Source organism: Pseudomonas syringae CC1557, assembly GCF_000452705.1.
Lineage (GTDB): Bacteria > Pseudomonadota > Gammaproteobacteria > Pseudomonadales > Pseudomonadaceae > Aquipseudomonas > Aquipseudomonas syringae_F.
This window is the reverse complement of sequence record NZ_CP007014.1, coordinates 3,688,258-3,700,395: the sequence shown is the minus strand read 5'-3', so window position 1 is coordinate 3,700,395 and position 12,138 is coordinate 3,688,258. Positions and strand designations below refer to the sequence as shown.

At 60.5% G+C, this 12,138-nt stretch carries 12 protein-coding genes; 1 reads left to right on the top strand and 11 read right to left on the bottom strand.

Annotated features, from left to right (window positions below; translation table 11 throughout):
- Positions 1 to 36: 36 nt before the first annotated feature.
- From N018_RS16275 to N018_RS16250, 6 genes are all read right to left on the bottom strand, one after another.
- Entirely contained in the window at positions 37 to 180 is a 144-nt protein-coding gene (locus N018_RS16275) for a hypothetical protein (RefSeq protein ID WP_032632454.1), read from the bottom strand.
- A 119-nt stretch (positions 181 to 299) separates the two neighbouring features.
- Positions 300 to 977 (bottom strand): type 1 glutamine amidotransferase domain-containing protein, encoded by a 678-nt coding sequence (locus N018_RS16270; RefSeq protein WP_024644037.1) that lies wholly within the window; start codon positions 975 to 977, stop codon positions 300 to 302.
- 165 nt (positions 978 to 1,142) lie between these two features.
- Complete coding sequence (locus N018_RS16265; RefSeq protein ID WP_024644038.1) at positions 1,143 to 2,360, bottom strand: aldose 1-epimerase family protein; 1,218 nt, start codon at positions 2,358 to 2,360, stop codon at positions 1,143 to 1,145.
- Between the two features lie 212 nt (positions 2,361 to 2,572).
- On the bottom strand, positions 2,573 to 2,902 hold the full coding sequence (locus N018_RS16260) for a DUF7693 family protein (RefSeq protein WP_025390218.1): 330 nt from the start codon (positions 2,900 to 2,902) through the stop codon (positions 2,573 to 2,575).
- Positions 2,903 to 2,994: 92 nt separating this feature from the next.
- Positions 2,995 to 3,912 (bottom strand): EthD domain-containing protein, encoded by a 918-nt coding sequence (locus N018_RS16255; RefSeq protein ID WP_025390217.1) that lies wholly within the window; start codon positions 3,910 to 3,912, stop codon positions 2,995 to 2,997.
- Positions 3,913 to 3,962: 50 nt separating this feature from the next.
- The gene (locus tag N018_RS16250) at positions 3,963 to 5,138 is read right to left on the bottom strand and encodes a TDT family transporter (RefSeq protein ID WP_025390216.1); all 1,176 of its coding nucleotides are present in this window, start codon (positions 5,136 to 5,138) and stop codon (positions 3,963 to 3,965) included.
- 122 nt (positions 5,139 to 5,260) lie between these two features.
- Between N018_RS16250 and N018_RS16245 the strand changes: the two genes are divergently transcribed.
- The gene (locus N018_RS16245) at positions 5,261 to 6,217 is read left to right on the top strand and encodes a LysR family transcriptional regulator (protein ID WP_025390215.1); all 957 of its coding nucleotides are present in this window, start codon (positions 5,261 to 5,263) and stop codon (positions 6,215 to 6,217) included.
- On the opposite strand, the gene N018_RS16240 is transcribed toward N018_RS16245, so the two are convergent.
- Genes N018_RS16240 through N018_RS16220 form a run of 5 tightly spaced genes read right to left on the bottom strand, consistent with a single transcriptional unit; the run spans position 6,151 to position 12,138 of the window.
- Positions 6,151 to 7,566: a lipid II flippase MurJ gene (locus tag N018_RS16240; RefSeq protein WP_025390214.1), complete on the bottom strand. Its 1,416-nt coding sequence runs from the start codon at positions 7,564 to 7,566 to the stop codon at positions 6,151 to 6,153. The genes N018_RS16245 and N018_RS16240 overlap by 67 nt on opposite strands.
- 15 nt (positions 7,567 to 7,581) lie before the next feature.
- Entirely contained in the window at positions 7,582 to 8,403 is an 822-nt protein-coding gene (locus N018_RS16235; RefSeq protein ID WP_025390213.1) for an acyltransferase, read from the bottom strand.
- A complete protein-coding gene (locus N018_RS16230) occupies positions 8,400 to 9,830 on the bottom strand; it encodes an O-antigen ligase family protein (protein ID WP_025390212.1) in 1,431 nt (476 codons plus the stop codon). Before N018_RS16230 ends, N018_RS16235 begins: the two co-directional genes overlap by 4 nt.
- Positions 9,830 to 10,930 (bottom strand): glycosyltransferase family 4 protein, encoded by a 1,101-nt coding sequence (locus tag N018_RS16225; protein ID WP_025390211.1) that lies wholly within the window; start codon positions 10,928 to 10,930, stop codon positions 9,830 to 9,832. Before N018_RS16225 ends, N018_RS16230 begins: the two co-directional genes overlap by 1 nt.
- A complete protein-coding gene (locus tag N018_RS16220; protein WP_025390210.1) occupies positions 10,921 to 12,138 on the bottom strand; it encodes a glycosyltransferase family 4 protein in 1,218 nt (405 codons plus the stop codon). Before N018_RS16220 ends, N018_RS16225 begins: the two co-directional genes overlap by 10 nt.

Below are 12,138 nucleotides of genomic sequence, written 5' to 3'. Positions count from 1 at the left end.
TCGTGCCAATGCGCTGAACGCCGTTTTTCGAGCCTGTCAGGACTTGTCTTTCTGCGGGTCGGGGGAGGTAGCAGGCCGCGTCTGTTCGCCCTGCTGATTGAGCGCTTTGTTCTTCTCTCCTACTTTGCCAGCGTTTTCCGGCTTGTGATCGAGGTCTTCGCGTTGGGATTCATCTTTCATGACTGTTCTCCAGAGTGATGGGCTATCTGGATATTGGGCTGTAGTGGATCAGCAAGATTCGATTTATATGACGCGCGGTCCGGTGCAGTATTTCCAGGCACCGAGCCGCGCAAACCGCATCAGCCGAGCAAGGTCAGCACGTCCTTGGCCGCCTGCGCAGAGCTGGCCGGATTCTGCCCGGTGACCAGCTTGCCGTCGGTCAATACGTGAACGCTCCAGTCATCGCCCTTGGAGTAATCGCCGCCCAGGTCTTTCAGAGCGTCTTCGACGAGAAAAGGCACGACATCGGTCAGGCCGACGGCTTCTTCTTCGCTGTTGGTAAAGCCAGTGACGCGTCGGCCTTTGACCAGTGGCTCGCCATTCTGCGCTTTGACTTTACGCAGCACGCCGGGTGCATGGCACACCAGACCGTGTGGCTTGTCTGCCGCCGCGAAGGCTTCGATCAGGGCAATCGAGTGCTTGTCTTCGGCCAAGTCCCACAGCGGGCCGTGACCGCCCGGATAGAACACAGCATCGAAATCGGCAGCGTTGACGTCAGCCAGGCGACCAGTAGTGGCCAGCACTTTCTGGGCATCGGTATCTTTGGCGAAACGCTCGGTTTCAGGCGTCTGTGCGTCAGGTTCATCACTTTTCGGGTCAAGCGGCGGTTGACCGCCAGCAGGCGAAACCAGCGTGACCTCAGCACCGGCATCCTTGAACACGTAGTACGGTGCTGCAAACTCTTCGAGCCAGAAACCGGTTTTCTTGCCGGTGTCGCCCAGTTGGTCATGGGAAGTCAAAACCATCAGGATTTTCATATTCATGCTCGTCTTTGAAGGGTTGAGAGGGTGTAGACAGGCGAGAGTCGCAAGTGTTGGGTAAATTTTTCAGCCTGAACGAATCAAGGCCGGATTTCGACGTAATCGCTTACGTCAAACCCCGGCCTTGCGTTGGAAACGTTGCTGAAAAACCTCAGATAACCCTTATTGCTCTTTGGTCAGGTCGACCAGCGGTTCTTTGCGGACTTCGGTCTCGCGCCCGTCCTGAATGGTCTTGATCTGCCCAAGAGCCTTGTCGACCGCACCTTTGTCAGCCAGCAGGCTGTAGCTGATCTGGAACTGACGTTGCTCTTTCGGCGCAATGGTCGGCACCAGATTCAGCGGGCGCTGGAAGCGGCGGTTATAGGAGAAGCTGGTGCCTGGCTCCAGCCCGGTCACGTAACCCTGGCCTTTGGTGTCAGTGTTTTTCCACAGCGAGAACACCGGCAATTGTTTCGTATTGAAACCGACGGACACACCCAGACTGCCAGCCTTATTGTGCAACACAGTCAGCGTCTCACCTTTGGCATCGCCATACGGCACGATGTTGTAGACCGTCTCGTCATAATCCGGGGTCGGTGCGCGGTAGGTCTGCCAGTCGCCCAGATCAGCCTTGGCGTTCTCGTTGAACGGCGACACCTGCTTGACCGGTGCCTCGAAGCGCGCACCTTGCTCCAGGAACGGTGTGCTGAAATTGCTGTGGTAGAGCGCCTGGTATTCCTTCGGATAGTCGCCATTGTTGGTCAGCGTATCGTTGAGCGAGAAACTCGTGCTGCCAGGCTCGGTGACCAGTTCGGTCTGCACCGAGAAGTCGACTTTCTTGAACGCCTGCTCTTTCAGTTCACCCTTGAGGCGAATCGCATAAGGCGGTTTTTCGTCGATCTGCAGCGTCACCTTGCTGGCCGGAATGTTGGCGGCGCGACCGTGCAGCGTCAGCAACTCACCGTTGTCCATGCCCGGATGGCCGACCCATTCGTAGCCACAGCGGGCAACCAGCTCATTGAAACCCTCCAGCCAGCCCAGCCCGCCGCGCCCGTTGAGTTCGATGAACGCCGGGTTGACCACGTCCTTGACTGGCGAATCCCAGCCCATGCGCACATCGCCAACCGACGCCTGCAATACGTTCATGCCGCGGGTCGGCACCACCGACAGCTTCATCGTGCCATTATCGATGTCGATAATGCTCACGCCTTCCTGCCGACCACCGTGCAACGTGCGCAAGGTGACGGTGAACGGCTTATCTGTCTTGACGCCCAATTGCTGGCTGGTGATCTGCTGATTCTGCGCAGCCTTGTCGGTGTCGAGCAGCACGTAATCCCAGGCGAAAACACTGGAAGCGGCAGTCAATGCGCCGAGGCCTACGAGCAGGGGAAGGGATTTCATGGCGGAGGTCCTTCAGAAATTATTGGAATTATGGTTTTTGCAGAGTTCGTTCAAACGTAAAGTTAAACGATTCAGCAATCGATTGAGTCTAGCCAAAATGAGGGCGGCTGTGGAGCGGAATTTCAGGGGCGTGGTGACGTTGCTCCATAGCTCGAATAAACTGCCCGAGACGACGACTTCGCGAACAATGCTGATCGCCGCCCCGATCGCACCTACAGACGCCCGGCTCCCTGTAGCTCAGTGTCTGATTCAGCAGCCTCACCCAGCAAGCGCTCGATCTGCGCATCTTCCCAGCCACTCAGCAAGCTGACCGGGTCGGTGCGCAACCAGCTTTCGAACGAGCCTTCCCGACCATCCGGGCAGAGACAGTGCAGGCAGCGGTTCGGGCTGTTCTCGATGACTTCGAGCGTCAACAGCCAGCCGTCGATGTCGACATTTTGCAGTCCGTTTTGCGAAGTCTGGCCGACACGCCGTAACGGCCGTGTGCCCATCGCTGCATCTCGCAGTTGCTGGTACACCTCACGAGTTGTCAGCGTTTTCATGGACTTCACCCTGCTTTCTGTTCTTTGATCAGGAAACGCCCCGGGTCCTGCGCGGCGTCAATGAATGCGCACGTCAGGCTGGCAAGCGCGTGTCAGCCCCGGGATTGCGCCCCAAACAGGCTTTCGATCTCGGGGCGGGTCTGGTTGATTGCGCCTATTTGATGGATCAACTCGGCCTGGCGGCTACCGCGTATCCCTGCGGTGGTCATGATCGCATCCCGCACATAGGTGTAGACACCGCTGACACCAAACGGCGTTATGTAGCGTACATGCTCGCTGATGCCTTTGGTGATCATCTTGAACTGTTCGCTTGCATACCAGGTTCTGCGCGTCCAGGCCGATTCGAAGACCAGCTCCATCATGACCACATGCAGACGGGATGCTTCGATTTCATGATTAACGTCTGGCGCAGGGGGGGCTGGCTGGGCATTGTCGTAAGGCTCCGCGAGGTGCAGGCGCAGCTTGAGCACGGCATCGGAAGCGGCTATGTCGCGAGCGAGTTTTGCAACCGCTTCGCGGGCGGCAGGCAGGTTATCGCTGGCGAGGTGCACGTGCAGGTGCATCTTGTCCTGCGTGGCCGATTCATTGGGGATCGGGTCAGGCAGGCGATCCACCAGCGTGCTTGAGCCATCCAGCACGTCGTAGGCAATGGTTTCCTCGAACATGTTCTGCTCGTCAGAAAACAGCAGTGAGCTGGCATCCTTGAACTGCTTCTGATCTTCGGCCGACAGAAAACCGATTTCCACGCCGCCATCCAGCACGTAACCCGGCAAAGGTTTGACACCTTCGATGATCGGCCACTGATGAGCATCCTTTTCCCGGGTCAGGTGATGCTGTACATACCAGCCCAGGCCGGGAAGCCTTGCGCAAAGCGGGCCGTGAACGTCGCGCCAGTAAGTGGCGAACAGCTCGTGCGGGACGCCATTCCTGCGCAGCACGGTGGTGTAGGAATTGATGACGATGTTCTGGTCACGGGCGCCGTAATTGTCGGGAAGTGCTGAGGTATGCATGAATACTCTCTGTCCGGAAGGTGTCTATCTCAGGCGCCTCGCCCTTTAACTTAGTTCAAGGCGATTGACCGACCGGCGGACACTCGCGCAGCGATACAGGGCGAGACGAACAAATGACCCCGCCACGCACCCGCAACGGTATGCACCGCCACGATCGACCACATCACCGCCAGCAGCACGACCAGCCCCATGCCGAAGATATCGAAGAAACCCAGTTGCAAGGTAGCGCCGAGCTTGAGGGTTGCCAGCGCGTACACACCGAGCGGAAAGGTAAACGCCCACCAGCCCAGATTGAATGTCAGGCCCTGTCTGAAATAACGCGCAGTGATCAGCACGGCCAGCGCCATCCACCACAGGCCCAGCCCCCAGAAAAGTAGACCGACCACCACGCCGATGCCTGCCGCCACGCTGCCGACTGACGCCAGCCCATGCGCGGCAAAGATCGCCGGGGCGTCGCTGCCCATCACCAGCATGCCCAATGCGCCCGTACCAATCGGCCCAAGGGCCAGCCAGCTAGACGCCGCCATGCTTTCGTGCGGCAGTTTGTGCAAGGCCAGGCGCAACAGCAGGATCACCAGAATGCTCAGCGCCACCGGCACCGAATAGGCCCACAGCACATAACTGGTGATCAGCACGGTGAACTGCGAGTCGGCAGCGGCAAGGTGCGTTGTCAGCGATCCTCCACAAGCAGCGGCGACTTCCGCTGCGACCACGGGCAGCAGCCAGACAGCGGTCATCTTTTCGATGCTGTGTTCCTGACGGGTGAACATCATGAACGGGATCAGCACACCGCACGCCATGGCCATCGCCACATCCAGCCACCACAAGGCTTCGGCAACCGGCACCACGGCATCGCCCCAGCGCGCCGACCCGAATACCAGCAGGCCGTTGATGAGGGTAGCCAGCCCCATCGGGATGGTGCCGAAGAACATCGAAACCGTTGAATGACCAAATATCTGCCGGGCTTCGTCGAAGAACAATATCCAGCGGCTCGCGTACATCACGCTGAACAGAATGAACAGCGCGATATTCAGAAACCACAGCGCCTCACCTGCGTCGCGCAAAAAGGCCAGATTCCCTGGCAGTTGTACGAGTGCCAGCGACAATATGCCGGTGCCCATGGTGACCGCGAACCAGTTGGGCGTGAATTGACGAATGGCTTCGCGCGGGCTTGCCAGGGCGGCGAAGGGCGCATTGCGTGTCATTACGGTGGCGAAGCTACTCATGAAGTTCTCCTGCTGGCGGCGGTGGAAGCTGTCAGCAGTGTAAGGATCGACAATGAATTCTCTAAACGGGTAATCTCGTTCTTTGTTACCTGATTTTCAGGTAGATACCATGGAGCTCACCCTTGAGGCTCAATCTGCGTCAGCTACAAATTTTCTGTTCGATCACCCGCTTTGGCAGTACCACCAGTGCAGGCAACGCGCTGGCGCTGTCCCAGTCGGCGACCAGTGCAGCGCTTAACGAGCTTGAAAGCGCGCTGGGCACTCGCCTGTTCGATCGGGTGGGCAAACGCCTGGTACTCAATGACAGCGGCCAGACCTTATTGCCACGCGCCATGCAAATGTTGGAAAACGCGCAGCAGATCGAAGACAGCTTTCTATTGGCTGACGCTGCGTTGAATGCCCGTTTGCGCATCGGCAGTAGCAGCACCATCGGCAATTACGAGTTGCCGTCGATTGTCGGTGCCCTGCGCGCTTCGGCACCCTTGCTGCGGGTGGATATAGACATCGGCAACAGCGCGCTGATCGCTCGCAAGGTTGCACAGTTCGAGATCGACATGGGGCTGATCGAGGCGCCCTGTCATCTGCCTGAACTGATTGCCGAGCCGTGGAGGGTCGATGAGATGGTCATTGTTGCTGGCAGCACTCATCCGCTGGCCCGCCAGAAGGAGGTATCGCTGAGTGATTTGCAGAACGCGGAATGGCTGTTGCGCGAGCCAGGTTCAGGCACCCGTGAAGAAGTCGAGCACCTGCTGCTCAGGCATCTGCATGACCTGAAAGACATGCGCCAGATAGGCAGCTCCGAATCGATAAAGCGCACCCTGGCGCAGGGCATCGGCATCAGTTGCCTGTCCCGCCGGGTGGTGGCTGACCTGCTGGCAAGCGGGCAACTGCAGACGCTTGCCAGCCCGCTGCCGCCGCTGAATCGGCGCTTCTTCATGATTCGGCATCGCGACAAGTTCATCTCGCCGAGTCTGGAGCGTTTCCGGGAGACCTGTCGCCACCAGGCCGTCGATCAGACGGACACGCTCCGCCAGGGCTTGAGCCACAGCGCCAGCCCGACCAGCAGTGCCGCACCGTAAGCGCAACTCAGCCCCAGTTGCAGCCAGGTGTTTTGCAGTGGATGCAGCAGCAGGGCGGCGATCATCATCAACAGGCTGGCCAGTAGCCAATGACTGCGCCACGGCAGCACGCTCGTCAGCGCCTGACGGCGCATCAGCAGCAGGCCGGTGACCAGTGCACCGCCGAGTGCTGCAATGGCGATGCCGGTCAGGCCGAACACCCATGGCAATGTCCCGAGCAGCAATGCATTGCACAGACTGCCGATCAGCTCACAATTGAGCGGCAGACGCGTGTCACCGGCGGCGTAGGCATAGCGCGCCAGCAACGCATTCCATGCGCCGAACATCAGCGGTACGGCAAACCAGGCCAGCAGCCCCGGCAGCGGACCATCGTGGCTCTGGTTGGGCAGCAGCAGGGTGACCAGCGCGCCCGCCGCACCGATCAGACCCGCGACGGCTGGCAAGGTCAGCAAGGTGGCACTGCCCAGCCCGCGCCTCAGTAACGACAGGCGCTGATCGCCTGCGCTGCCGCTCATCAGCCCGAGCAACACCTGGTTAAGGCTCATCAAAGCGATCAGTGGCAGATTGATCAGCTTGCGCGCCAGGTTGACCCAGGTCACTGCGCCTTCACCGAGCAACGAAGCGACCATTCGCTCAAGCAACGCCAGGCCCTGACTGGCCAGATTACTGCTCAACAACGGTCCGATACGCTGCAACAGCTCGCGCACCGCACCGGCCTCCGATTGCCATTGCCAGGGTCGCCAGCCCGAGCGATACATGGCTGGCAACAACACGCCCGGCATCAATATGCTGCCCAGCACGCAGGCGCTGGCCAGGCCAGTCGACGTAGAGGTGTGGCCGAATACGGCGAGGTAGATCACCGGCGGCAGGTTGAACAACAGCGAACCCAGGCCGGCCAGCACAAACCGCGAGCGGGCCTGCAACGGCACGCAGAACAGTGCATGCAGCAGGAAGCCCGGCGCGCTCCATGCCAGCCAGCGCAGACCACTGGCAGACTGCGCATAGCCATCGGCGTCAAGCCCTGGCCCGATCAGACGTACCAGCCCGTCAGCGCCCATTGCCAGCAACAGACTAAAGGCCACGCCGGTCAGAAGGAGGCGCGGAGCCATGCCGCCCAGCCAGCGTTGTTGCCGATCGGCAGAGCGCTGCTGATACAACGGCAAGGCGGCAGCACTGAGCAAACCCGCCGCCAGCGACATGCGCAATGCCTCAGGCAAAAACATAGAGACCAGAAACGCATCGCTCTGGCTGCCTGCCCCCCAGGCCGCGACCAGCAGCCATTCACGGGCAAAGCCGGCTGCCAGGCCGGTGAGGGTGGCCAGTGTCAGCCAAAGTGTCGAACCCAGCATCGCGCGCGCCGCTGATCAGTGGAACAAGGTGAACAGGCCTTTGCCGCCCACCTTGTAGTTGAGATTACGGGCTCGTTCGCCTTTGACCTCGGCATTCGGGCCGCTGACGATGGCGTAGGGCGCGACGCGTTTGGACACCACGCTGTTGCCACCGACCACCGCGCCTTCACCGATGTCGGCGCCAAACGAGAGTAGGGCACGGCTGCAGATCCAGGCGTAGTCGCCAATGAACACCGGCCCGCCCACGGCCCAGAATTCAGGCTCGTTGAGGTCGTGTCCACCCGCGATAATGAGCACGTGCGAGGCAATAGTGACGTGATCGCCGATCACCAGCCCGCCCCGGGCATCCAGCTGACAGTGCCAGCCCACGGTGGTGTCATTGCCGATACGCAGGCTGTCGACGCCCAGCACTTCAGTGTTGCGCCAGACCGTCGAGCCCTTGCCGATCTTCGCTCCGCCCATGCGCAGCCACAGCAGGCGCAGGGTATGGCTCGGAATCTTGCAGATCAGGATGTTATAGGCCTGCTCCCAGACGCGCAGCATGCGGTCGCGCAGGGTCGGCCAGTTGATCCCGTACAAGGGAATCAGTTGGCCAAGGGTTTCACTGGCCAACAGCTTGTAGAAGCGCCGCGCCAGCGGGTGTTCGATCCGCGGCTCGATATTCAGGTAGCAGATGAACGACAGCGTGCGCTCCTTGATGCGTGTCTCGAAACACACTTCGTTGTCCAGCATCCACTGGTAGGCTGCTTCCAGCTCTTCGAGCGGCACGGCCATCTTGCGTGCGTAGTCAGGCAGTGCCTCTCTGAGGTTGTGTGAGTGCATCATGCGGTGTTTCATACGGAGGCTTCCGGCTCGGGTGGTGCAACGGAGTGTCTATTGGTTTTTGCAGCATCGGTTTTTGCGGCCATGGCGCGCAGGCGTCTGGTCTCGTGCAGGCTGATGCCGATGAACAGCCAGAACAGTGCGGCCAGCACGCTGGTAAAGCTGAAATAGTGGTCGAACAGACCGCTGACCAGCGCAGCCAGCACGCCTGTCATGCAACCCAGAGCAATGGCGTTGTCCCGGGTCAGGACGATTCGCCCGCGTGCCGGGCGTACTTCCTTCCACCAACTGATCGTCACGGCGATGAACAACAACATGCCGGGCAGGCCAATCTTGTAGATGAAGTTCAGCCATAGGTTGGAGATACCGAATTGCGTATAGCCCGCTACCGGCGGGTCGGTCTTGAAGCCGATGCCGAACGGGAACGTGGCCATGGCGTCCGGGAAGTGGCTGTACTCCAGGAAGCGGATCGCAGTGCTGACGTCGTCATCGGCGAACAGCCCCATCAGCCGCTCTTGCAGCGGCGGGTAGAGCATCAACAGCAAGACACCGGCCACAATGCCGCCCATCAGCAAGCGTCCGAAGTGTGGAACACGTCGGCGGGCCATCCACAGCATCACCGCCACCAGGCTCACCAGTGCACCGCGTGAGCCGGTCAGCAATAGACCGATGGTCCCCAGCGCGGCTACCACCAGGCCCAGTTTGCGCGCCGAGCCACTACGGGTCATGCCGAAGCAGAACGCCAGTGGTATCAGCATCGCCAGCGCGCCGCCTGCCACGTTGGGGTGCATCCACGGCGAGCCCATCCGGGTGGAAAACGAGCGCAGACTTTCGCTGAGGGTATCCGCGCCGCTGTACCCGAGGCTGCCAAGGATCGGGATGATGGCGGTCGCCGAGCCTTTGCTGACGTAGATGGAAATCGACAGCAGGAGCATCAGCAGGGTCCCGCCGAGCATCGCCAGGATAACGTTTTCAAGGGTTTTGCTGTCGGTCAGCAGCCTCGGGACCAGAAACAGGATCGACAGGTTGAACAGCCAGCGAACCCAGTTGATCGGTCCGTTGCCTTCGGCGACCACAGTCAGTTGCCCGACCAGAAACGGGAAGGCACTGAACAGCATCAGCGCCACCAGCAGTTTCTCGGTGCGCAGCATTTGTGGCACGCGGGCCTGCTCCTGAAACATCGCCTGCAACAGGTAACTGCCCCACGTCAGCATGATCAGCGCTTCGGACACCGTGGTGCGAACGCCGATCTGCACGGTCGAGTAGGGCAGAAACGTACCGATCATGCAGAACAGCAACAGGCCCCAGAGCGGACGACGAATCACCGTGGCCGCCGCCGCGAGGCCGACCGCGGCCATCAGCACGAACGGTGCCGGCAACAGCCAGATCATCACGCCGAACATCAGGCTGAACAGTAACCCCAATGGCATGGCCAACGGCATCAGCGCAACTCCTCCAGCGCGTCGTGCACGCGTTTGCAAAAAGCATCCAGGTGATAGCGCTCGGTCCAGTCGCGGGCGATGGCAGGATCTTCTTCAGGTGCGTGGGACAACGTGCCCATGAGGCGAATCAGGTTGCCGCTGTCGGTGGGCGAAAAACGCGGACTGTCGGGAGGGGCGACCTCATCCAGCGACGAGCCCGTTGCGACGGCGACCGGTGTCCCTGCATTGAGCGCCTCGATCACCGGCAAACCGAAGCCTTCGCACCATGATGGCTGCCAAAGCCGCTCGGCATTGCGGTAGACCGCGTGCAGCTCAGCGTCGCTCAGGCCGGTCAGCACGTGCAGGCCCGGCAACTGCCGTTGGGCTTCGGTCAGCGGTTCATCGCCGCCCACCAGCACCAGCTCTGGTGTGTCGACAAACTGCATGCGCGCGGTCTGCCAGGCATCGACGAACCATTTGATGTTCTTGCGCGGCTCGCGTGTACCCACGCATAGCCAATAGCGCTGGGGCAGGCGCAACTGGCTGATATCGGCCGGTTCACCTGTGAAGTTCTCCACCAGCAACGGTATGACGCGCAGCTTGTGCTTGATCTGCGGGAACAGGCGTGCGGCTTCATCTGCGGTGAATTGCGACGGCGTCCAGATCTGGTCGGCCACTTTCAACGACCAGGCAATCGACAGGTAATCGGTCAACCGGTAGACCCGGGCTTTCAGGCGTGACCCATGATTGTTCTGTTGGGTGAGCTGAAACAGATCATGCAATTGCAATACGTAGCGCATTCCGGCCGGTTTGCGGCCCAGCGGCAGGCCCATATTGATGTTGGCGACGTAAAGCTCGATCCCGGCATCGCGCAGCGCCTCCGGCAGGTAAGCACCCTCGAAGCGCAGCCGGTCAGGCAGGCGATGCACCGAGTTCAGCGGTGCTGCCCAGCGCGGCGCATGCATCAGGCGACGCACCGGATGGTCATAAGGCGCCACGCCAAACAGTTGCAACTGGACGTCTGGCTGCGCGCGAAAAGCCCGTTCAAGGGCGAAATTCTGGCGACCGATGCCGCTGATGGGATAACCGGCAGCAGCGCGGTAATCAAGTCCTATACGCATGAGCGCGATCCTTGCTTGGGAAGCGAAAAACGGGTGTAGATCAGTTCCAGTTGAGCGGCGGAAACAGACCAGTCATGACGGGCACGCACATACACGCGGCCCGCCTCACCGATCTGATCGAGACGGGCAGGTTTATCGATGTATTCGACGATCAGCGTAGCCAGCCCGGAGGCTTCTTCGCTGCCCAGATAATGCTCGCCGTTGGTAACGAAGAGCCCGGAAACACCCTGCGCGGTGGTCACCACCGGCAGCCCGGCAGCCATGGCTTCCAGGGTCTTGAGCTTGGAACCTCCGCCTTGGCGCAAGGGCGCGAAAAACATCGCGGCGGTGGCCTGCAAGGCACGCAGGTCCGGAACAAAGCCGAGCCATTCGATACGCGGATCTGGCCAGCGCTCGCGCCAGGTTTCGGGCATGCCGAAACCGCCGATGGCAAAGCGCACGTCCGGCGCCTGCGCCCAGACCTTGGGCATGATGTCGTCCAGCGCCCACTCGATGGCATCGATATTGGGGCCGTATTCGTAGTTGCCGATAAACAGCAGACGCTGGCTGCAGCGGTCAGCATGAACGCTGGCGTAGTGGCCGCAATCGACACTGTTGACCACGTAAGACGTCGCCCTGCCACTCAGGCGTGAGAGCGCCTTGGCGTCGTCTTCGGTGACTGCAATCAGCTCGCCGGTCTGTTTGAATACGCGCTTTTCCCAGCGCCGGTAACGCCAGCGGTCATATACGGCGAACAGACCGGCCCAGCCTGGCAGGCGGTCGTAACTGGCCGCACCCAGGTCTGATTCAACGTTGTGCTCGGTGAGCACGAACGGCGTGCCCGAGCGCTTGAGGGCGCGCTCGAAAGGCTGGAAGAAATAGGTGTGCTGCAACTGGATGATGTCCCAGTCTTCTTTAAGCAACTCTTCGAAAACCTGCTCCAGTTGCGGCGCATAACCATTGACGCTGGCCAGCATGGGGGGCGGTGCAAAGGCTACGGCCAGCAGGGTGCGCAGGCTGCGCAACGGACGTCGGTCGATCACTATCAGGCGTTCCAGCCAAGGCTCCAGCGCGGCGCGGCAACTGTCATCGAGTGGCGTTTTGGACTGCACCAGCAAGGTGATGCGATGACCGCGCGCTGCAAGGTTGCGCAGCAAATGGTATTCCCGGGTCTTGCCGCCACTGGTGGTTGGCCAGGGCAGGTAGGGGATTGTCCATAGAATTCGCAT

Excerpts from the sequence above, each read along its gene's own strand:
- N018_RS16275 (WP_032632454.1), bottom strand. The coding sequence starts at position 180 with ATGAAAGATGAATCCCAACGCGAAGACCTCGATCACAAGCCGGAAAAC.
- N018_RS16270 (WP_024644037.1), bottom strand. The coding sequence starts at position 977 with ATGAAAATCCTGATGGTTTTGACTTCCCATGACCAACTGGGCGACACC.
- N018_RS16265 (WP_024644038.1), bottom strand. The coding sequence starts at position 2,360 with ATGAAATCCCTTCCCCTGCTCGTAGGCCTCGGCGCATTGACTGCCGCT.
- N018_RS16260 (WP_025390218.1), bottom strand. The coding sequence starts at position 2,902 with ATGAAAACGCTGACAACTCGTGAGGTGTACCAGCAACTGCGAGATGCA.
- N018_RS16255 (WP_025390217.1), bottom strand. The coding sequence starts at position 3,912 with ATGCATACCTCAGCACTTCCCGACAATTACGGCGCCCGTGACCAGAAC.
- N018_RS16250 (WP_025390216.1), bottom strand. The coding sequence starts at position 5,138 with ATGAGTAGCTTCGCCACCGTAATGACACGCAATGCGCCCTTCGCCGCC.
- N018_RS16240 (WP_025390214.1), bottom strand. The coding sequence starts at position 7,566 with ATGCTGGGTTCGACACTTTGGCTGACACTGGCCACCCTCACCGGCCTG.
- N018_RS16235 (WP_025390213.1), bottom strand. The coding sequence starts at position 8,403 with ATGAAACACCGCATGATGCACTCACACAACCTCAGAGAGGCACTGCCT.
- N018_RS16230 (WP_025390212.1), bottom strand. The coding sequence starts at position 9,830 with ATGCCGTTGGCCATGCCATTGGGGTTACTGTTCAGCCTGATGTTCGGC.
- N018_RS16225 (WP_025390211.1), bottom strand. The coding sequence starts at position 10,930 with ATGCGTATAGGACTTGATTACCGCGCTGCTGCCGGTTATCCCATCAGC.
- N018_RS16220 (WP_025390210.1), bottom strand. The coding sequence starts at position 12,138 with ATGCGAATTCTATGGACAATCCCCTACCTGCCCTGGCCAACCACCAGT.